This window comes from Psychrobacter sp. PSi21 (assembly GCF_054960615.1).
Genome location: NZ_JBHNYR010000016.1, coordinates 54,695 through 75,363, shown reverse-complemented (window position 1 = coordinate 75,363; position 20,669 = coordinate 54,695). Strand labels below are relative to the sequence as shown.

17 protein-coding genes are annotated in these 20,669 nt (G+C 47.7%); 14 read left to right on the top strand and 3 right to left on the bottom strand.

Annotated elements, in window-relative coordinates; genetic code table 11:
* Positions 1-105: 105 nt before the first annotated feature.
* Positions 106-603, top strand: a complete 498-nt coding sequence (locus tag ACFI32_RS11490) for a 2-thiouracil desulfurase family protein (RefSeq protein WP_462626727.1) — start codon at positions 106-108, stop codon at positions 601-603.
* A 9-nt stretch (positions 604-612) separates the two neighbouring features.
* On the opposite strand, the gene ACFI32_RS11485 is transcribed toward ACFI32_RS11490, so the two are convergent.
* Both ACFI32_RS11485 and hisA read right to left on the bottom strand, forming a co-directional pair.
* Positions 613-2,199, bottom strand: coding sequence for a mechanosensitive ion channel domain-containing protein (locus tag ACFI32_RS11485; RefSeq protein ID WP_462626726.1), 1,587 nt, complete (start codon positions 2,197-2,199; stop codon positions 613-615).
* Between the two features lie 67 nt (positions 2,200-2,266).
* Positions 2,267-3,007, bottom strand: coding sequence for a 1-(5-phosphoribosyl)-5-[(5-phosphoribosylamino)methylideneamino]imidazole-4-carboxamide isomerase (hisA, locus tag ACFI32_RS11480; protein ID WP_462626725.1), 741 nt, complete (start codon positions 3,005-3,007; stop codon positions 2,267-2,269).
* A 996-nt stretch (positions 3,008-4,003) separates the two neighbouring features.
* Between hisA and ACFI32_RS11475 the strand changes: the two genes are divergently transcribed.
* From ACFI32_RS11475 to ACFI32_RS11420, 12 genes are all read left to right on the top strand, one after another.
* Positions 4,004-5,356 (top strand): Na(+)-translocating NADH-quinone reductase subunit A, encoded by a 1,353-nt coding sequence (locus ACFI32_RS11475; protein ID WP_462626724.1) that lies wholly within the window; start codon positions 4,004-4,006, stop codon positions 5,354-5,356.
* Between the two features lie 5 nt (positions 5,357-5,361).
* Positions 5,362-6,597, top strand: a complete 1,236-nt coding sequence (locus ACFI32_RS11470) for an NADH:ubiquinone reductase (Na(+)-transporting) subunit B (protein ID WP_462626723.1) — start codon at positions 5,362-5,364, stop codon at positions 6,595-6,597.
* Positions 6,578-7,486 carry a Na(+)-translocating NADH-quinone reductase subunit C gene (locus ACFI32_RS11465; protein WP_462626722.1) on the top strand — a complete coding sequence of 303 codons (909 nt, stop codon included), beginning with the start codon at positions 6,578-6,580 and terminating at the stop codon, positions 7,484-7,486. Before ACFI32_RS11470 ends, ACFI32_RS11465 begins: the two co-directional genes overlap by 20 nt.
* Before the next feature lies 1 nt (position 7,487).
* Complete coding sequence (locus ACFI32_RS11460; RefSeq protein WP_462626721.1) at positions 7,488-8,159, top strand: NADH:ubiquinone reductase (Na(+)-transporting) subunit D; 672 nt, start codon at positions 7,488-7,490, stop codon at positions 8,157-8,159.
* On the top strand, positions 8,159-8,767 hold the full coding sequence (gene nqrE, locus ACFI32_RS11455) for an NADH:ubiquinone reductase (Na(+)-transporting) subunit E (RefSeq protein WP_462626720.1): 609 nt from the start codon (positions 8,159-8,161) through the stop codon (positions 8,765-8,767). Before ACFI32_RS11460 ends, nqrE begins: the two co-directional genes overlap by 1 nt.
* A gap of 102 nt (positions 8,768-8,869) precedes the next feature.
* A complete protein-coding gene (gene nqrF / locus ACFI32_RS11450; protein WP_462626719.1) occupies positions 8,870-10,105 on the top strand; it encodes an NADH:ubiquinone reductase (Na(+)-transporting) subunit F in 1,236 nt (411 codons plus the stop codon).
* A gap of 166 nt (positions 10,106-10,271) precedes the next feature.
* Positions 10,272-11,336: an FAD:protein FMN transferase gene (locus ACFI32_RS11445; protein WP_462626737.1), complete on the top strand. Its 1,065-nt coding sequence runs from the start codon at positions 10,272-10,274 to the stop codon at positions 11,334-11,336.
* Positions 11,337-11,433: 97 nt separating this feature from the next.
* Positions 11,434-11,679: a (Na+)-NQR maturation NqrM gene (nqrM, locus tag ACFI32_RS11440; RefSeq protein ID WP_462626718.1), complete on the top strand. Its 246-nt coding sequence runs from the start codon at positions 11,434-11,436 to the stop codon at positions 11,677-11,679.
* 277 nt (positions 11,680-11,956) lie between these two features.
* Positions 11,957-13,222 (top strand): MFS transporter, encoded by a 1,266-nt coding sequence (locus ACFI32_RS11435; protein WP_462626717.1) that lies wholly within the window; start codon positions 11,957-11,959, stop codon positions 13,220-13,222.
* Positions 13,223-13,321: 99 nt separating this feature from the next.
* Entirely contained in the window at positions 13,322-14,125 is an 804-nt protein-coding gene (locus ACFI32_RS11430; RefSeq protein ID WP_462626716.1) for an arylesterase, read from the top strand.
* Between the two features lie 77 nt (positions 14,126-14,202).
* Positions 14,203-14,919 carry an ABC transporter ATP-binding protein gene (locus tag ACFI32_RS11425; RefSeq protein ID WP_462626715.1) on the top strand — a complete coding sequence of 239 codons (717 nt, stop codon included), beginning with the start codon at positions 14,203-14,205 and terminating at the stop codon, positions 14,917-14,919.
* Positions 14,916-17,528: an ABC transporter permease gene (locus ACFI32_RS11420; RefSeq protein WP_462626714.1), complete on the top strand. Its 2,613-nt coding sequence runs from the start codon at positions 14,916-14,918 to the stop codon at positions 17,526-17,528. Before ACFI32_RS11425 ends, ACFI32_RS11420 begins: the two co-directional genes overlap by 4 nt.
* A 154-nt stretch (positions 17,529-17,682) precedes the next feature.
* Here ACFI32_RS11420 and ACFI32_RS11415 read toward each other — a convergent pair whose 3' ends face one another.
* Positions 17,683-19,131 carry a protein kinase domain-containing protein gene (locus ACFI32_RS11415; RefSeq protein ID WP_462626713.1) on the bottom strand — a complete coding sequence of 483 codons (1,449 nt, stop codon included), beginning with the start codon at positions 19,129-19,131 and terminating at the stop codon, positions 17,683-17,685.
* A 187-nt stretch (positions 19,132-19,318) separates the two neighbouring features.
* On the opposite strand from ACFI32_RS11415, the gene ACFI32_RS11410 reads away from it, so the two are divergent.
* Complete coding sequence (locus ACFI32_RS11410; RefSeq protein ID WP_462626712.1) at positions 19,319-20,644, top strand: valine--pyruvate transaminase; 1,326 nt, start codon at positions 19,319-19,321, stop codon at positions 20,642-20,644.
* Positions 20,645-20,669 lie beyond the last annotated feature (25 nt).

The window sequence follows — 20,669 nt, the reverse complement described above, 5'->3', positions numbered from 1 at the left end:
TCATCCTTTTGCTGCATTTTTTGTGCCTACTTCTATGCAGTAGCGATCGTCAATCATCACCACAGAGACAAATATAAGTAACCACAATATAAGGGAAAAAACCATATGGAAAAGGTACTGGTCAGCGCTTGTCTGTTGGGCAAGCCTGTACGATATGACGGTAATGGGCTACCAACGGTAAGCGGTATTTTGGCATCGTGGCAACTGGCAGGGCGAGTGGTGTCGGTGTGCCCAGAGGTTGATGCGGGTATGCGCATTCCAAGAGCGCCTGCAGAGATCGTACATGGTAATGGTGCGGATGTTTGGGCTGGTACAGCGGCAGTCGTAGACGAGTCTGGGACAGATGTGGGTGCTTACTTCAAAAAAGGCGCGCATATTGCTCTAGCATTATGCCAAAGACACAATATCAAGGTGGCGGTATTGACGGAGAAAAGCCCCTCATGTGGTAGCACCGTCATATATGATGGCAGTTTTGCTGATCGCAAAATCAGCGGGGCAGGCGTGACAGCGACGCTGCTAACCCAACACGGCATTCATGTCTTTAGTCAGCATCAGCTTGAGGATGCCAACGAGATGCTGCAACAGTTGATAGTCGCAGAATAACAGTATTTACTATTCCTGCGGAGAGTTTTGATCGAGCAGATCGGTTTCATCGGAGTTTTCGGCAATCTCCTGCTCTACTTTTTCCATCAGCTTGTCATCAGGGCGAGTGCTTAAAATATCATCTGCATTACTACCGCGTAGAATCTGCTTGGCTCGTGCTTTGGCCTGCTGTTTTTCTTTATCATCCGTACCCAGCGTGTTGTCGGTGTTAGGCATTGTTATGTCGGGTGTGTCTGAGGTCACAGTGATATCAGCGCCTTTGTTGCCTTGAGCTGTTGCCTGCTGCCAATGCTCAAGCGCGTGTTCAAGCTTATGATTAAAGCGTAGGCGATAAATAGGCTCAGGTAAGCTAAAGCCGTGATCCTCTAGGGCGTGTTTGGTCTCTCTAATGGCAATACTACGGGCTTTGGCAAAGTCGGTTTCTGACTGATCAACCCACACTTGGAACTCAAGGACGATGTTGGAGTCGCCGACATTGGTGATGATGGCGACTGCTTTTGGCTCAGCTAAAACAAATTCTTGCTGGTTAATCGCATCAAGGCCAACTTTGATTGCTGCTAGCGGATCATCATTGCCATCGACACCCAGCTCAAAGGTAAAGCGGCGCTCTGGATTTTTGGTATAGTTGAGAATGGTGCCTTTAAAGACCTCAGCATTGGGAATACGCAGCTGATTGCCATCTAAAGTCATTAGGATAGTGGCGCGCGAAGTGAGACGCACCACAATCCCCTCTTGTCCATTAATCACCACTTGATCGCGGGCGCGAAACGGTTGGCGAATACTGAGCATCAGCGAGGCGATATAATTTTCGATGGTGTCTTTAACGGCAAAACCCACCGCAATACCAATCACCCCTGCACCGCCAAGCAATGTACCAAGGATGGTTTCAGCACCAATCAAACTGAGCGCCAAAATCAGGCCAAAAATGATAAAAATCACTTTAATGGTTTGTGCCAAGAGCTCGGCAACAAAGGGGTTGGGCGTAACGCGTTGCCACATGGCCTTACGGTTGGATAGCCAGCTGCCAAGCAGTGCCACGATCCCAAACAGCAAAATTCCAATCAGCAGTAAGGGCAGCGCTTTGATCAGACTTTTGCCGCGCGACATCAAACCTTGATACACGGTCGACACGTTGTCTTGGACGTCTAAAGTACGGTTGATATTGTCTTCAACGGTGACCACGTCCGTTAACCGATTGGTCAAACGGATGGCTTGCTGGGCTTTTTTGTCATTGGCGGTTTCACCTGACAAGGTAACTACACCTTGGGTGACACTGACAGTGATGGCCTGTAAACCGTCAATTTCGGAGAAAATACCATTGATCCGCTGCCTGATATCATTATCTTTGAGCGGAATGGGTTTGGTTTCTATTTGTGCGTTGTTGCTGCTCTCACCATTTGCTCCAGCTGAGCCATCATCGCCGCTGCTTCCTGCTTCAGCAGTGCTGGCCGCCTCGCCACCAGTCAAAATGGTCGTGATATCAGACAGCTCCTCACCGACTGCCTGCGCCCTAGGCATAGCGACAACGCTGGCAAGTAACAAGGCACTGGCCAGCAGATATTTGTACCGACTGGTATTACAGAGAGCGGCTGTCATAAGCATCCTTAATGTTAAGCCATGCTAAGACCGAGCCACGCTCGTACCCTATTGGCAGTTTGATGAATTATTCACTGTCTAAATAGCTCTGTGCCTCGCCCAAATCCAATGTCCCTTCATAAATAGCGCGACCAGTGATGATGCCTTCTAAGCAGTCGCCATAGGGCTTGAGTAATTTAATATCCTGCATGTCGGTGACACCGCCTGAGGCAATCACAGGGATGCCGCCTTCACGAGCCAGATTGACAGTTTGCTCGACATTGACGCCCTGCATCATGCCATCACGGGCAATATCCGTATAAACGATAGATGAGACGCCAACGTCTGCAAATCGCTTAGCAAGCTCAGTCGCTTTAGTGTCCGTCACATTCGCCCAGCCATGAGTAGCCACCAGTCCATCTTTGGCATCAATACCGACGATGATATGGCCGGCAAATTCGCGGCAAGCTTCAGTCACAAATTCAGGGTTTTCTACTGCTTTGGTACCAATAATAATATAATCGAGACCAGCGCTTAAGTATTGTTCAATAGTGCGCAAATCACGCACGCCGCCACCAAGCTGAATGGGCAATTTAGGGTAGGCTTTGGCGATGTCACTGACCACACGTTTGTGTACAGGTACACCATCAAAAGCACCGTTAAGATCGACCAAATGTAAGCGGCGTGCGCCTTCTTTGACCCAGCGAGCCGCCATGGCAACAGGATCATCCGAAAATACGGTGTCATCTTCCATACGGCCTTGTTTGAGACGCACACATTTGCCATCTTTAAGATCAATTGCAGGGATAATCACTGGTGCAGCGCACATACAGCACTCCTTATAAACGATAAATTAGAAAGTAGAACAAAAAAAGACAAGGTTTGAGAGCAAAAATTGCCATACATGATAGCAGCTGCTTTTATTTAAAAGTTGGCATAAAATACCTCTTAACCCACTTGAGAATATGCTGTGCTGTTTGCACATTATATCCAACTCACTTACTTGGGTTTTGGAGATAAATGCAATTACTAACTGGCAATTTTAGGTCAATTTAGCGTATAATCCTAGGTAAATTTGTATTTGTTTCTATGCCATCGCCGCTGACCATCGCTTATCAGCAGATGGTTTGACACGCCTTAGCCACTGACCTGTAACGCGATTTACCTTGATAAAGTGATGCGTTTTTTATCATTACATCATGCGTATTTGACGACTGGAAATGGCAACGTGTTTGATCGGATAATCGGTATAGACGCTATCATGGGTCAAATCTGTGCGGTTAGATTCCTGTTAAGGCATCAATAAATCATCCACCACTAGACGTAAGGCATAACAGCACGCTTTATTTATGGCTGCATGACTGCCCCGCTAGTTTGTCTTTTGACCAGTTTATCACCTATTGATATGGGTGTTTGCTTAAGAGTGACTCTGTACAAGCAGTTGTTACTGGTATTACAAGTTTTAAGATTTCTATGAAGCGTATGGTAAAACGGTTTGTGACAGTGGCTCACAGCTTGGACAACTCAAGTTGAGCGTAGCACACTGTATCAGCACGTTATCATGCACCTTGGTAGCCGGTCGCCACTTTGGTAATTCGAATAAGACGTTAACGTGTTGTTAAGGAGTCTAAGGTCAGCGTTAATACTCTTAGTAGTAGTTATGTCCAAGCATGATAGCTCAAGCACTTAAGCCCCAGTTTTTTTGTCAGTGATGGCAAAATAGTCAAAGGGATTAAGGGCTTCTTGCTGTCACTTTTGCGCATGCTACCGTCATACCAAACAGGACGTCTGGTATCGTTTTAGACTATGGACTAAGTTTTCGCTTATGATTACCATCAAAAAAGGTTTGGATTTGCCCATCGCCGGTGAACCCTCCCGCGAGATATCTGAGCATCAACCGACACACGTGGCACTCGTTGGCTACGACTATGTGGGCATGAAGCCCACTATGAATGTCAAAGAAGGTGATGTTGTAGCCAAAGGTCAGCCCGTTTTTGAAGACAAAAAACGGGTTGGCGTGATCTACACTGCACCTGCTTCTGGCAAGGTCGTTGCCATCAAGCGCGGCGAGCGTCGTGTGTTCGAGAGTCTTGTGATTGAAGTAGACCCAAACGGTGAAGAGGTTGAATTTCAACGGTATGACTCTCAGCAGCTGGCAGGCTTAGACCCTGAAGCGGTAGAGGCTCAGCTGGTTACTTCAGGTGAATGGACTGCCTTTCGCACTCGTCCGTTTAGCCGTTCTCCCGATCTCGGCGCACGTCCGCAAGCCATCTTTGTCAATGCCATGGACACCAATCCATTGGCCTTTGACCCTATGTTACTGATCAATGAAGAACTGACAGCGTTTAATGACGGTTTGGCAGTACTCTCTACGCTCAGCCCAAAAACGTACGTGTGCCATCATGCAGATGCTCAACTGACCAAAGCAACGCAAACGGCAACAGGCAACACCACTGAGTACCACACCTTTGCAGGTAAGCACCCTGCAGGACTGGCTGGCACGCATGTCCACTTTTTGCATCCTATCGCACGCGGTGTGACGGTGTGGACGATTGGTTATCAAGACGTGATTGCGATTGGTAAACTGTTTACCACTGGACGCTTGTATACGCGCCGCCTAATCAGCTTGGCAGGCCCTGCAGTTAAGAGCCCACATCTGGTTGCCACAGAGCGCGGCGCTGATTTGACCGATTTGACCCAAGGCCAAATGGCAGCGGGTGATATCCGTATCATTTCAGGTTCAGTACTGTCTGGTCGCAAGATATTTGCCAACATCGCCTATCTTGGCCGCTTTCATAACCAAGTAAGCGCATTGCCTGAGGGTCATGAGCGTCCAGCGTTTCACTTCTTTACCCCAGGTGCCAGCCGTTTCTCAAAACTGCCCATCTATATTTCTCAATTCTTTAGTGGCAAAAAATACAACTTCACTACCACCACCAATGGCTCGCCGCGTGCGATGGTACCAATTGGGGTCTATGAAGAGGTGATGCCACAAGATTACTTGCCTACGCAGCTGCTGCGGTCATTGATCGTCGAAGATATGGTCACATCTGTTGATTTGGGGGTTCTTGAGCTGGATGAAGAAGACTTGGCGCTATGCACCTTTGTGTCTCCTGGCAAATACGAATACGGTGATATCTTGCGTGATAATTTGACACGCATTGAGCTGGAGGGCTAACCACGATGAAATTTTTACACAATATGTTCGATCGTATGGAGCCGTCTTTTACCAAGGGTGGCAAACACGAAAAGTACTACGCTATTTTTGAGATGTTTGACACGTTTTTGCGTCAACCAAGCTCAACCACTTATGCCTCATCACACGTGCGTGACGGTATTGACTTAAAACGCATCATGATTACCGTTTGGTTGTGTACCTTCCCAGCAATGTTTTGGGGCATGTACAACATCGGCCATCAAGCACTAACCGCCATCGCTCAGCTTGGCTTGCAGCCTGAAGGCTGGCGTACCATGATTACTGGTATGGCAGGCTATGACCCCACCAGTATTTGGTCGTGTTTTGTTTACGGCGCGATGCAGTTTTTACCGATTTATATCGTCACTTTTGCGGTCGGTATCTTGTGCGAAATCATTTTCGCCGTGGTTCGCGGTCACGAAGTCAACGAAGGCTTCTTTGTCACCTCAGTACTGTTTGCCTTATGTTTGCCGCCTGATATCCCATTATGGCAGGTGGCCTTGGGTATCACCTTCGGTGTGGTTGTGGCTAAAGAAGTATTCGGTGGTACGGGTAAAAACTTCTTAAACCCTGCCCTATCGGGTCGTGCGTTTTTGTACTTTGCTTATCCCGCTTATATGTCTGGTGACTCTATCTGGACTGCCGTTGATGGCTTTTCAGGCGCAACACCGCTTGGTCTGGCTGCGCTTGGCGTCACTCCTGACAAGTTTGTTGATGCGTATGGCAACGCCATCACGTGGAGCGATGCGTTCTTTGGTAATATCCAAGGCAGTATAGGTGAAGTCTCAACGCTAGCGATTTTGTTGGGTGCTGCGGTGCTATTGTGGACGCGTATTGCTTCTTGGCGCATCATGGCAGGCTGTGTGGTTGGTTTGATTGCCACGTCACTGGTCTTTAACATGATCGGCTCTGAAGACAACTTGATGATGGAACTGCCATTTTACTGGCACTTGGTCATTGGTGGCTTTGCCTTTGGCGCAGTATTTATGGCGACCGACCCTGTGTCTGCAGCACACACCAACAAAGGCCGCTGGGCCTATGGTATCTTGATTGGCTTTATGACGGTCTTGATTCGTGTGGTTAACCCAGCATTCCCAGAAGGCATCATGCTGGCCATTCTCTTTGCCAACTTATTTGCTCCATTGTTTGACTATTTTGTGACCCAAGCAAATATCAAACGCCAAACTGCTCGGAGGGTTCGTTATGTCCAAGCCCAAAAGTAATAATGCAAAAACCATCAGTGTGGCGTTGACGCTGTGCTTGGTGTGTTCTGTCTTGGTTTCGGCGGTCGCGGTAGGTCTAAAGCCTACACAGGTAGAAAACGCCCGTCTTGACCGTAACAAAAACATCTTGGTAGCAGCGGGTATGTATGATCCTGAGTCTGATACCAACAACGATGTGGCTGAACGTTTTAAAGACTTTAAGGTTGAGATTGTCGATCTAAATGACGGCACATACTTGACCGATGATGATCTCAAAGCGGTAGGTATCGATGACCGCAACGCTTATAACACCAGTCAAGCCACTAAAAATCAAGCACTTAGCGAAGATTTAGGCGATAATGATCCTGCCAGTATCGGCCGCAAGCCAAAATATGCCAAAGTCTATGTCAAAGACGACGACGCCGGTAATCCTGATCTGGTCGTATTGCCGATTCAAGGCTATGGCCTTTGGGGTACGATTTATGGTTTTTTAACGCTTGAGAGCGATATGAACACCATCAAAGGTATCAGTTTTTATGAGCACAAAGAAACCCCAGGCCTTGGCGCTCGTATCGAAGAGCCAAAATGGCGCGCTCAGTGGAATGGTATCCATTCTTATGATGACAATGGCGACGTGGCCACTGGCGTGACCAAAGCAGGCAATCCAAAAGAAAACTGGGTTGATGGCATCAGTGGTGCGACATTGACCAGCCGCGGTGTCAGCAACATGATTCAGTTTTGGCTCAGTGAGCAAGGCTACAAGCCTTACTTGGATCATCTACGTGAAGAGAGCGGTAAAACGTTAGAAAGCAGCAACGCACAAGCCAAGCAAATACTTGGTTCAAAAGATGCGCAAGCCGTCACCCAATTGGCAGCAGTAGCGCCAGCAGCACACGGCAAGGAGGCATAAAATGGCTGATACAAAAAGTATTTTAACCACGCCTATCTTTGACAATAACCCGATTGCGCTACAGATCCTTGGTATCTGTTCGGCGCTAGCGGTGACCACCAGCGTATCTAATGCGCTTGTTATGTGTGTGGCATTGTCATTGGTAACGGCGTTTTCTAGTTTCTTTATCTCAATTATTCGTAATAAGATTCCATCAAGCATTCGTATCATCGTACAGATGACCATCATTGCATCACTGGTTATTTTGGTCGATCAGGTTCTAAAAGCCGTCGCTTATGACGTCAGTAAGGGTCTGTCGGTATTCGTCGGTTTGATCATCACCAACTGTATCGTGATGGGCCGCGCTGAAGCCTTTGCCATGAGTAACCCGCCGCTGCCAAGCTTTTTGGATGGTATCGGTAATGGTCTTGGCTACTCTGCCGTTCTACTATTCGTTGCCAGTATACGTGAGCTTTTGGGCTCTGGCAGCTGGTTTGGCATTACCTTGCTTCAACCTGTAACCGACGGCGGCTGGTACATTCCAAACGGTCTATTGTTGTTGCCACCTTCTGCGTTCTTTATCATCGGTTTATTTATTGCCATCGTCCGTATTTGGAAGCCTGAACAAATTGAAGCGCCTGAATATGTGATGAAGCCGCAATCGAAAGGCATGGCACATGGAGGCGGTCACTAATGGGACACTATATTAGTTTATTTATTACCTCAGTTTTTATTGAGAACATGGCACTGGCCTACTTCTTAGGCATGTGTACTTTTTTGGCCGTGTCCAAAAAAGTCTCAACCGCTATTGGTCTTGGTGTCGCTGTGGTGGTGGTGATGGGTATCACCGTACCGCTCAATAACCTACTGTTTCAGTTCATCCTAAAAAGTGGCGCGTTGTCATGGGCAGGATTCCCTGATATTGATTTGAGCTTCCTAGGCTTGCTCAGCTATATTGGTCTGATCGCTGCAACCGTACAGATCCTTGAGATGTTCTTGGACAAGTTTGTACCCAGCCTCTATAACGCGCTTGGCGTGTTCTTGCCATTGATTACGGTAAACTGTGCGATTTTGGGCGGCGTACTGTTCATGGTAGAGCGTGACTACAACTTCAGTGAGTCTGTGGTGTATGGTGTTGGCGCTGGTTTTGGTTGGGCAATTGCCATCACAGCCTTGGCAGGTATTCGTGAGAAACTGAAATACTCAGACATCCCAGGGCCGCTGCGTGGTCTGGGTATAACATTTATCACGGTCGGACTGATGTCACTTGGCTTTATGTCTTTTGGTGGTATGTCGATCTAATCATACTTAGCTATTTGACCTATTTAATTCATTTATTCGGTAGGTGTGCAGGCGCGGTTTTACGTACCCACACCCCTACCCCATAGATTAAGGATACATATCATGGATTATGCTACGGCGATTGGTGGCGTGGCTATGTTTACCTTGATCATCATGAGTCTGGTTGCCATTATTTTGGCGGCGCGCTCAAGATTGGTCAGCTCAGGTGACGTTACCATCCATATCAATGATAATCCCGATAACGATGTCGTGACACCAGCAGGCGGAAAGTTGCTGCAAACACTTGCAAATGAAGGGATATTTTTGTCTTCAGCATGTGGTGGCGGTGGTACGTGTGCCCAATGTCGCTGCCGCGTTGTTGAAGGCGGTGGTTCTATTTTGCCCACCGAAGAGGGACATTTTACTCAAGGTGAGATCCGCGATAATATGCGTTTGGCCTGTCAGGTATCGGTCAAACAAGACATGGAAATCGAGATCGACCCTGAGTTCTTTGATGTACAAAAATGGGAATGTGAGGTTGTCTCTAACGATAACGTAGCCACCTTTATTAAAGAGTTGGTACTCAAGATTCCAGAAGGTGAGGAAGTTAACTTCCGTGCGGGTGGTTATGTACAGTTAGAAGCGCCGCCGCATGAAGTGCATTATAAAGATTTTGATATTGCTGAAGAATATCAAGAAGACTGGGAAAAATTTGGCATTTTCAAATATGTGTCAAAAGTTGATGAGCCTGTCATTCGTGCCTACTCAATGGCCAACTACCCAGACGAAAAAGGTTTGATTAAGTTTAACATTCGTATCGCAAGTCCGCCGCCACGCGGTCCTGACGGTATCCCACCCGGCAAAATGTCTTCGTGGGTATTTAGTCTGACACCCGGTGATAAAGTCACTGTTTCAGGCCCTTACGGTGAGTTCTTTGCCAAAGAAACTGAAGCTGAGATGATCTTTATCGGTGGTGGTGCAGGTATGGCACCAATGCGCTCGCACATCTTCGATCAGCTCAAGCGTCTAAGCTCAGAGCGCAAAATCAGCTTCTGGTATGGTGCGCGCTCTATTCGCGAGATGTTCTATGTCGAAGATTACGATCAGCTGGCAGAAGAGTTTGATAACTTTGAATGGCATGTGGCGCTCTCTGATCCATTACCAGAAGACAACTGGGACGGCTATACCGGCTTTATTCATAATGTCTTGCTAGAAGAGTACCTCAAAAACCATCCAAACCCTGAAGACTGTGAATACTATATGTGTGGGCCACCGGTGATGAACGCCGCTGTGATTGACATGTTACACAGCTTGGGCGTTGAAGACGAAAATATTATGCTCGATGACTTTGGTGGCTAATATCAGCAGTGAGCTGCTATTCCCTGACGGTCACGACAGACTGTACGAAAAGAGCGTCAATCATGGCGCTCTTTTTTTTAATCCGTTTTTTCTCTTGGATGTACTTATGAGTGTTCACAAAAAGCAAGGGGCAACCCCCTTATTCTCCATCGCCCTCATTACCAGCATGGCACTGGCCACCACGGCACTGACAGGCTGTGAGCAAAAGCCAAAATATAGTTATCTCAGCGGCGAGACGATGGGTACCAGCTACCACATCAGCTATCAGTTGCCAAAAGATACCGATGAAGCCGCGATACAAGCGTCAATCACAGAGCGCTTGCAGCAAATCAATGACAGCATGTCAACCTATCAAGAAGATGCCACCATCTCTAAATTCAATCGTTTGGATAAAAACACACCAATCACGATTGATAAAGATTTTAGTCAGGTGCTCGATGTGTCGCGGCAGGTCTACGTACAATCTGGCGGCGCTTTTGACCCAACGGTAATGCCAATCGTCGAAACATGGGGATTTGGCAGCCAAATGACCGTTGAGCGCCTGCAAAGCCCACCAAGCGCAGCAGAGATTGCGGAGGCTTATAAGCTGATTAATTTTGAAGGGGTAATCCAAAAAGACGATACCCTATACAAAAATAAAGAAGGCGTGGAGCTGGACTTTTCGGCCGTGGCCAAAGGGTACGGCGTCGATGTGATTGCCGATGTGCTCAAAAACAGCTACCACATCAACAACTATATGGTCGAGATCGGCGGTGAGGTATCCACACTGGGCGTCAGTAGTCAACAGCAGCCGTGGCAAATCGCTATTGATGCGCCGATTGAAGGGAGCACTGTCAGTGAGCGCCAGACCATCGCCTCAATTCGCCAACCAATGAAAACCACCAACCAAATGCATTTGGCCACCTCAGGCAATTATCGCAACTCGGTGATTTTTGATGGCAAACGCTACAGCCATACCATTGACCCACTCACTGGCAAGCCGATTGCTGGCGGTGCGCCATCAGTAACCGTCGCGGCAGACTCAGTGGCGCGCGCCGATGCATGGGCGACGGCACTGACTGCCATGCCTTATGAGAAAGCCTTAGCAACGGCCAAAGAGCGTGATATTGCAGCCATGTTCGTGATACTAACCGATGATGCCGATCCCGATTTGGATACCAATAACATCGATAACTGGCAAGTGGTACAAACCGATGCCATGAAGCAGTTACGTGCGGACAAAGCATCTTAAACAGACCACTGCCATCAAGTAGGCGAAATTTTGTTATAATATGAGGCAGTTATCTGTTTGGGTAACTGCCTTTATGATTCAGACGTGAGGTCTCACCATGCTTAGCCAACTCCTTCCCATGCTCGCCATTACCTTTACTGTATTTGTACTGTTCTTTGTTTTTATGGGTATTGGTTACATGGTCAAAAAAAAGCCCCTACGCGGTTCTTGTGGTGGCGTCGCCAAATTGATGGGTGATGAACAGTGCTCATTTTGTGGCGATGATCCCAATAAATGTGAAAATGCCATTGCCGAGCAGCAAGCAACGGCACTCAAGGCGGCTGAACTGGGAAAATCGGTTTGATATCCCCCTGTTTGAGCACGCCTCAAACTGTCGCTGACTGACTTTTTTTACTATTTTTGCAATACAAAGTGCTGCATCACCTCAATAAGTGATGACTATTCGCGCCCGACGTGATATAACGAGACATGGGTTATTATTTTATTTAATGTCCTACATACCAGACACCGCGACGATTTTTGCGGTGTTCTTGTTTGGGCATGTGCCTACTGAGCGCTATTTTTTCTAAATCTGCCTTGTTGCTCCCTTTATCTTACGTTTTCTTTAGTGGTGTGCCGCTATGTCGCCCCCTCATCATTCAACCACGCCTGATCCATCATCGCATGCAGCCAGTCAAAGCACGGCTCGTCATTTGCCTTCTTCACGTTTTACCTTTTGGTTGGTACTGGCGGCGATGGTACTACTGGCAACCAATATGCGCGCCCCTATCGTTGCCCTTGGCTCGATAGCGCCTGTGGTACAAGAAGCACTCCATATCTCAGAAACCCAAATTGGCTGGCTGGGTGCAGTGCCGATGCTCAGCTTTGCCTTGGGGTCGTTTATCTCGCCTGCCATTGGCAGACGCTACGGGCTTGAGAATACGCTGATTGCCATGATTGCGCTCTTGACAGTCGGCATGGTGGTACGCACTCTGATACCAACGTGGCTGGGATTTTTGAGTGGCACGTTGGTACTGACGCTGGCCATTGGCTTTGCCAACACCTTGGCCGCGCCTGTCATCAAGCAGCGGACACCCCAGCATATTGCACTCATCACAGGTCTGTTTAGTCTGACTATGACGGTAACGGCGGGAATGGTTGCAGGCGTGGTGTTGCCCATATCCAAGCAAGTCGGTTGGCAATGGGCACTCGGCGGCTGGTCGGTACTGGGCGTGATTGCGCTTGTCATCTGGGTACTGCTGCGAGTACGCCTTGGCTCCTCAAACCATCAGCCCGTAACGACTGTCGCACCCACGCCGTATATCAATGTCTGGCGCAATGCCTTTGCGTGGCAGATTGCTGTCTTTATGGGACTACAATCCTTATTATTTTATACCGTGGCCAGCTTTTTGCCCTCGATTTGGCTGAGTAAAGGGTTGGCAGCCACTGACGCGGGACACATGGGCTCGCTGTTTCAGTTTATGGCGCCCATTTCTATTTTGAGCCTGACATGGCTGATCAATCGTGGTCGCCCAATTCAAGCACTGGCCATTATGGCAACGGTACTCAATGTCATTGGTGTCGCAGGTATGGCATATCTCTCATCAGACTTGGCGTGGCTATGGTCGTGCATGATGGGGCTTGGCTGCTCGGCGATTTTTACCTTAAGCATGATGCTGTTCTCCTTGCGCACTTATACGCCCAATCAATCAGGGGCGCTATCAGGCATGGCGCAAACGGTCGGTTATCTGATTGCCTTTGCAGGGCCGCTAGGCAGCGGCTGGCTACATGAGGTCACTGGCAGCTGGGACTTACCACTGCTATTGATGCTGATATTGATGGTGGTCAATGTGGCAGCAGCGTGGTTGGTCAGCCGTCCGCTGATGATCGATGGCAAACCGATATAAAGATTGCGCCATATACGGGTAACGGTTGTAGTCAATCCTATACCGTTTTGAGGAGAAATATTTGCTACACTCAAAACGAGTATATATAGGATGATGACTATGAGTGACCACACAAAAAACACCACCCGAGGGCTACTTGCCGCACTGGCGCTAGGCGTCATCACCACGCTAAGCGCCTGCCAAAAAACACCTGAGACGACTGACAACACTGACAGTGCCCCTGCCAGCGACACGCAAGATACTGCTGTCGTCAATAACACGCCTGCGACAGCAACCTCAAACAACACCACGACTAACCCGCCAGCCAGTAGCGACGCTACAACCGCGCCCTTGACCATTTTGGCGCTTGGTGATTCGTTGACAGAAGGTCTTGGAGTGGACAAAGAGGATAACTACCCTGCGCAGTTAGAAGATCGTCTGCAAGCGATGGGTTATGAGAATACTGAAGTGATCAACTCAGGGCTGAGCGGTGAAACCAGTACTGGACTGGTCAATCGTCTTGACTGGGTAGCCCAAACCAAACCTGACATCACCATTCTCACCATCGGCGCAAACGATGCCATACGCGGTATCGACGTGGCGACCATTGAAGCCAATATCCGTACAGCGGTCAAACAATTACAAGACAACGGCAGTGTCGTTATCTTGGGCGGGATGTCAATCTATGACAACTTAGGCGATGACTACGTTGCCGCGTTCTCAGATATTTATCCTCGTATCGCTAAAGACATGAATGTGGCGCTGATTCCGTTTTTCTTAGAAGGTGTGGGCGGTGATCGCACGCTCAATCAAGCGGACGCCATTCACCCAACTAAAGAGGGCTACACCATCATCGTCAATGACAATATCTTGCCTGTCTTAGCACCCACGCTAAAAGACGTCACAGCAGCCGAAACCCCTTAGGCCGATACGACCGACAGCATGGCAGATGAGATCACTTAACGATACTACTTGACGAGACCACTTAACGAGACATTGTAATGACATCACCTGCGATTGCGGCATCAACACCGCCAGTAGCTACTAAAAAAGCCGCCCTACTCACCGCCTCCCAGTTAAACAAAACCGTGCAAGTTGGTGAGCAAAGCCTGTCTATCATCAAAGACGTGGATATCCACGTCAACGCTGGCGAGTTTGTGGTCATCATGGGCAAATCAGGCTCAGGCAAATCGACCTTGCTAGGACTACTTGCCGCATTGGACTATCCCGATAGCGGCACGGTTACTTTGGCAGATCAAACGCTCAGCAGTTTGGGCGAAGACGCGCTTGCCGTTATTCGTCAGCAGGATATGGGCTTTGTCTTTCAGTCGTTTCATCTACTGCCCACACTGACCGTCGCCGAAAACATCGCCTTCCCATTGGATATTGCACGGCGCTCGAATCCAGCAAGAGTGGACGAGCTGATTGATGCGGTCGACCTAGGTCATCGCCGTCACAGTCTACCCAATCAGTTATCAGGTGGTGAGCAGCAGCGTACAGCGGTGGCAAGGGCATTGGTGTCGCACCCAAAGATTGTGTTTGCCGATGAGCCGACAGGGAACCTAGATGAGCAAAATGCTGATCAAGTCATGCAGTTGTTATTGGACTTGCGCCAGCAGGTTGGCTCGGCACTGGTCGTCGTGACTCACGATCCTGCGCTTGCCGAAATGGCAGATCGCGTCATCACCATGCATGATGGGCGGATTGTACCGACATGAATGAGACGCCCACAGACCATAAATCGACCAATACCACTATGCATCAAGAGTCCAGTACTTCGAGCGGTATCTTTAATCAGCTTTTCACCAAAACGCTAGGCTCGCAAGCACTCAGCCGCAGCTGGTGGCAGCGCTGGGTCTATCCCGTATTGTTTTTGCTGACGCTTACCCTATCGCTTGCCACCTATCTGACCCTAGACTCGGTGCAGCAGTCTGTTGATCGCTATATCAATGACAATCAGCGCGCACTCGTTGGTGGCGATTTGATTTTGAACGGCAAGCAGGACTGGTCAAGCGACGTATTGACACAAGTAGACACCATCCCTGACACGCAGGTCGTCTACGATTATCAGTTTAGCGCTATGCTGGTCACGGATGAGCAAACCTTGCTCGCCCGCGTCAAAGCCGTCTCGCCGTCCTACCCTTTATACGGCGAGGTTGAGCTGGCCTCAGGACAGCCGCTATGGGATCAGCTGACCGCTGACAATGTGGTCGTTGCCCCAGAAGTACTGAGCAGCCTAAACGCCAGTGTCGGCGACCGTATCGCTATTGGTGATGCGCAGTTTACCATCAGTGATGTGCTGACCAAAGAACCTGACCGACCGCTGACCGCGTTTGGTTTTGGCGGGCGGGTGTTGATGAAACAAGATGCCTTGGCAGCGACCAACCTACTCGGACAGCGCAGCCGCGTCAATTACCGTATTGAGATAGCAGGTGATCCCGAGCTGATCACCACGCAGCGCGATGCGTTCACAGATATCCTCACCAATTATCCTGATATCGAGCTCTCTGACGCTGAGTCGGCGGACACCTCCGTCTCGCGTATCTCTGATAATGTATTGATGTTCTTAAAACTACTGGTCATTGCCGTATTGCTACTCTCGGCGGTCGCCATGTACGGCGTCATTAGCGCCTTTGTCAGCAAGCAGCAATCCAGTAATGCCATTCGCTTGGCACTCGGCGAGCCACTTGGCTCACTCAAACGCAGCTATTATCAACTGCTTATCGTCACCACCGCCATTGCTTGTGTTGCCGCAATTGTACTGAGTTTAGGTTTACTTAAAATCGGTCAGCCGTACCTCGTGGCGATCTTGCCTGCCGACGTAGGCCTCGCGATCAATCCAATCAGTGCGATCAAGACCGTCTTGATTGCCTTAGCACTGACTCTACTGATAGCGCAGCGTGGTTTAAGTACGCTAAATACTACCAAACCTGCGACCCTACTCAATCAAGGGGCAAGCACGCAGACACAAAACCTGCCGTGGTATCGACGCACGCCGTTACTGTGGTATGGCATCGTGCTGGCAGGGCTGTATGCCTTCTTTGCTTATGAAGTGGGCTCGCTGTCATTAGGCGCGCAGTTATTGGGCGGCTTGATTGGCTTTGTGGCGATATTTTGGCTACTGGCGCGTGGGTGGCTATGGCTGCTTGCTAAGCTAGCGAGCAATACCAAGGTCAGCTGGATGCAGCGTATCGCCATTCATAATCTGGCGCGTAAGGGCAATCAATCCGCGCTGTTCTTTGTCACCTTATCGCTATCGGTCGCGGTACTGACGCTCATCACCACCCTCAACCACAGTATCAACGCGCAGTTTATCAATGCCTATCCTGAAGACGCGCCCAATCTGTTTTTGCTCGATGTACAGAGCGATCAGCACGATGAAATTGATACCATCATTGACGCGCCCGTTACTTATTACCCCGTCATTCGTGCCCGTGTGGAGACGGCAAACGGCGTACCGGCAAAAGATATCGAGCCTGAAGATGGCTTCGATGATCCCACGCGGGTGTTTAACTTAAGCTATGCAGATACGGTGATGGATACCGAGTACATCACCGGCTCGCTCACAGACGATGCGCTATATACGCCTATCGATGATGCCGATCAGCAAGTCAAACCCTTATCCATCTTGGACACTGCCGCCAGTATGCTCAATGTCGGTATGGGCGATCAGGTGCGCTTTAACATTCAAGGTATCGAGATCGTCGGGCAGATTACCAGTATTCGCACGCGCTATGAGCGTGGCCCAAGCCCGTATTTCTACTTCTTGTTTGAGCCGTCGGTGCTGTCTGCTGCCCCGCAGATTCAATTTGCCACTGCGCATGTGTCAGAGAGTGACATTCCAGAGCTACAAGGCAAACTGGTACGCCAGTTCCCTGCGGTCACCACCATCGATGGCACGGCTATTGCAAAGCAAATTCAAGAACTGGTGGTACAAATGAGCCGCTTGGTCTATGTGTTCACCTTGCTTGCCCTACTCACTGGGGTCATGGTGCTGATCAGCTCGCTACTGTCTACCTCGCAAGATCGTATGAAGGACAGCGCGTCGTTTAGACTGCTCGGTATGCAAAAGCGTGACCTGTATATGCTCAATATCTTGGAGCTGGGCGTACTTGGTATTAGCGCGGCAACCTTTGCCGTTGTTATCGCTAGCGTTGGGGCATGGGCGGCCATCACGCAATGGTTTAATCTACAATTTAGTGTGCCGTGGATGAGCTTGGCTATTGGCGGTGCGGCGTTAGTCGTCTTGCTGTTTGCTATTGCTATTATTTATGTGAGATTGGTGATTGGGCGCGGGATTATGGCAAGGGTTAGGGCGATGATTTAGTTTTATGAGATTTTGGCTTTGCAAAGAAAAACCCCTTAGTAGGGGGTTTTTTAATCCGTTAATCTTTGATAATCTAGGCAGCGGCTATACTGTGACTCCAGCCAATAACCATTACAAAACTTAAAAGATTTTTTAAACAATAAAGTATCTTGGTCTATGTAATAGTAAGATGCTCTGCATGACTTATAGCCCCCTTAGTTATGTAGTCTCTAAACTCATCTTCTGACATCTTATTATGTCTTCCATCATAAGTACCTGATACGCGATTATAAATTGAACGTGTACTGAATATTACAAATGAACCGCTAACATACCTACATATACGGTTTGCAGATTCTGGTAAATATTCACCATTGTACTCATTCTCGTCCCAATGAATTCTATCAACATACAGTGTTGGTTCAACTTCAACGACCTCTTCATATGAGTAATTGCAATGCAAATTTTCATATACATCTGTATGTGGAGATATTTCAACCTCTAATCTAAAATAATTCCACTGGGAGTCCATACCGAAAGATTCATAAGTAAGTTTTTTGGGTTTTAAAATATGGTAGGACTTTGGACTTGTTTGTATAGCTATAAACCCTTCTTCGTTAGCTATACTTGCACCAATGAATGTATTGCCTCCCCCATCAGGTAAGAACATATGATTTAAATTTTCAACCTGCGCAATTTGATTTAATATAATTAAAATATCATTTTTATCGACCCAAGTTACCGATTTCGGTGCTCCAGCAGGAAATATACTACGTTGTAAATCAAACCATTCTGTTAAATTCCTCGAATGGAAATCATTATTAATTTCTGTCCACTCTTTTAATCTTCTAACAACCTCTACCATTTTTGGTCGCTGGGTTGGTGAATCTTCTGTACATTCTGTTAATAGAACATCGAATGATTTAGAGTATAGTCCTCCATAGTAATTGCTCAGACCTACAGTTGATAGAACATTATACTGTCCGTCGAAACATTTATGATTACCAGTGATTGTAATCCAAAGAGTTTTGGCAAACGAATATACATCTGCAAACTCACCGCTAGCTACACTTGCATTGCGTCTCATTTCTGGTGCCATAGTAAACTTAGGACCAACATCTGTTTTTTCTTCAGTAATGTCTTTATTATTAGGGAATTTAACAAGCCCAAAGTCTGCCAAATACAACCTATCGCCTACAAACAAAATGTTTGCAGGTTTGATATCTCGATGATAGTACCCTTTTTCATGTAGATTTTTTATCGTTTCACCCAAATTAGTTAGTTCTTTAATAGCTTCTAAGATGCTTTTACCTTCTCTCCATTTACTAAATTCAGTCCCTACTGGCATTATAAAATAAGGTAGGTTCTTCTTAAAATCTGTATCTAGGTCATATTCTGTTATCTTCATAACACCATCAATATTTTGATTGTCTAGCAAAGAACTTACTTCTCTTTTGAATCTCAAATATGGATTTTCTCTTAAGTACTGTAGCAATTTAATAGCACCCACTTTATTACCTTTTTTTGCAATCCATACTTCTGCACTTCCGCCAGCTCCTAGCTTGTCTTGTAAAATCCACCCTTTAACCATCGTATCTTTTTTATACTTCTTTTTAGCAGACATTCACCGCACTCCATTCTCTATAAAATCTAAATAAATAACACTTCTAAAAATTATAAAGTAATCTTCAAAAATCATGTTGGAGATTTCTTAGACTTAGCTCTCATCATCCCCACCTTTTGCTATACTAGCCCAACTTTATCGGTTCAATACCCACTTATAACACCCTCCCAAACAGCATGGTAGCCTTATGAAATTCTCAAAGTTCGGTCAAAAATTTACCCAGCCCACTGGTATCTCACAATTGATGGATGATCTAGGCGATGCGCTAAAAAGCGATCAGCCCGTCAATATGCTGGGCGGTGGTAACCCTGCCAAAATTGATGCCGTCAATGAGTTATTTTTGGAGACCTATAAGGCGCTGGGTGTCGATAACGATGCAGGCGTACCCAATAGTAGCGCGATTATCAGCATGGCGAACTACTCCAATCCGCAAGGCGATGCCGCTTTTATCGATGCGTTGGTTGGCTTTTTTAACCGTCATTATGACTGGAACCTCACGGCGGACAACATTGCCTTGACCAATGGCTCACAAAATGCGTTTTTCTATCTGTTCAATCTGTTTGGCGGGGCGTTCACAAACGAGCAGAGCGAATCTGTCGATAAGTCCATTCTACTGCCATTGACCCCTGAGTATATCGGCTATAGTGATGTGCATGTGGAAGGTCAGCATTTCACCGCCGTATTGCCGCATATCGATGAAGTGACGCATGATGGCGAAGAGGGTTTCTTTAAATATCGTGTGGATTTTGACGCGTTAGAAAACTTGCCAGCGCTAAAAGAAGGTCGTATCGGGGCTATTTGCTGCTCACGCCCGACCAACCCAACGGGCAACGTGCTGACCGATGACGAAATGGCGCATTTGTCCGAGATTGCGGCGCGCTATGACATTCCACTGATTATCGATAACGCTTATGGTATGCCCTTCCCCAATATCATCTACTCTGATGTCACTTTGAACTGGGATGACAATACAATTCTGTGCTTTAGCCTGTCCAAAATTGGCTTGCCCGGTATGCGCACGGGTATTATCGTCGCTGATGCCGAAGTGATTAAGGCGGTCAGCGCGATGAATGCCGTGGTCAATCTAGCACCGACACGTTTTGGTGCAGCAATAGCCACGCCACTGGTCGCAAATGACCGTATCAAGCAGTTATCTGATAATGAGATTAAGCCGTTTTATCAACAGCAGGCGACACTCGCGGTGAAACTATTAAAAGAAGCATTAGGCGATTATCCGTTGATGATTCATAAGCCTGAAGGCGCGATATTCTTTTGGTTATGGTTTAAAGATTTGCCGATTAGCACCCTTGAGCTATACGAGCGCCTCAAAGAAAAAGGTACGCTTATTGTGCCAAGCGAGTATTTCTTCCCCGGTGTTGACGTGACGGATTATCAGCATGCACACGAGTGTATTCGGATGAGTATCGCCGCCGATAAGCAGACGCTAACGGATGGTATTAGAGTGATTGGGGATGTGGTGCGCGAGTTGTATGATGAAGCACAAAGCAAGTAGTCATAGATTCAAACGAATAAATAAA

Excerpts from the sequence above, each read along its gene's own strand:
- ACFI32_RS11445 (WP_462626737.1), top strand. The coding sequence starts at position 10,272 with ATGGCACTGGCCACCACGGCACTGACAGGCTGTGAGCAAAAGCCAAAA.
- ACFI32_RS11485 (WP_462626726.1), bottom strand. The coding sequence starts at position 2,199 with ATGACAGCCGCTCTCTGTAATACCAGTCGGTACAAATATCTGCTGGCC.
- ACFI32_RS11435 (WP_462626717.1), top strand. The coding sequence starts at position 11,957 with ATGTCGCCCCCTCATCATTCAACCACGCCTGATCCATCATCGCATGCA.
- ACFI32_RS11415 (WP_462626713.1), bottom strand. The coding sequence starts at position 19,131 with ATGTCTGCTAAAAAGAAGTATAAAAAAGATACGATGGTTAAAGGGTGG.
- ACFI32_RS11425 (WP_462626715.1), top strand. The coding sequence starts at position 14,203 with ATGACATCACCTGCGATTGCGGCATCAACACCGCCAGTAGCTACTAAA.
- nqrE (WP_462626720.1), top strand. The coding sequence starts at position 8,159 with ATGGGACACTATATTAGTTTATTTATTACCTCAGTTTTTATTGAGAAC.
- hisA (WP_462626725.1), bottom strand. The coding sequence starts at position 3,007 with ATGTGCGCTGCACCAGTGATTATCCCTGCAATTGATCTTAAAGATGGC.
- nqrM (WP_462626718.1), top strand. The coding sequence starts at position 11,434 with ATGCTTAGCCAACTCCTTCCCATGCTCGCCATTACCTTTACTGTATTT.
- ACFI32_RS11475 (WP_462626724.1), top strand. The coding sequence starts at position 4,004 with ATGATTACCATCAAAAAAGGTTTGGATTTGCCCATCGCCGGTGAACCC.
- ACFI32_RS11410 (WP_462626712.1), top strand. The coding sequence starts at position 19,319 with ATGAAATTCTCAAAGTTCGGTCAAAAATTTACCCAGCCCACTGGTATC.
- ACFI32_RS11490 (WP_462626727.1), top strand. The coding sequence starts at position 106 with ATGGAAAAGGTACTGGTCAGCGCTTGTCTGTTGGGCAAGCCTGTACGA.
- ACFI32_RS11465 (WP_462626722.1), top strand. The coding sequence starts at position 6,578 with ATGTCCAAGCCCAAAAGTAATAATGCAAAAACCATCAGTGTGGCGTTG.
- nqrF (WP_462626719.1), top strand. The coding sequence starts at position 8,870 with ATGGATTATGCTACGGCGATTGGTGGCGTGGCTATGTTTACCTTGATC.
- ACFI32_RS11460 (WP_462626721.1), top strand. The coding sequence starts at position 7,488 with ATGGCTGATACAAAAAGTATTTTAACCACGCCTATCTTTGACAATAAC.
- ACFI32_RS11420 (WP_462626714.1), top strand. The coding sequence starts at position 14,916 with ATGAATGAGACGCCCACAGACCATAAATCGACCAATACCACTATGCAT.
- ACFI32_RS11430 (WP_462626716.1), top strand. The coding sequence starts at position 13,322 with ATGAGTGACCACACAAAAAACACCACCCGAGGGCTACTTGCCGCACTG.
- ACFI32_RS11470 (WP_462626723.1), top strand. The coding sequence starts at position 5,362 with ATGAAATTTTTACACAATATGTTCGATCGTATGGAGCCGTCTTTTACC.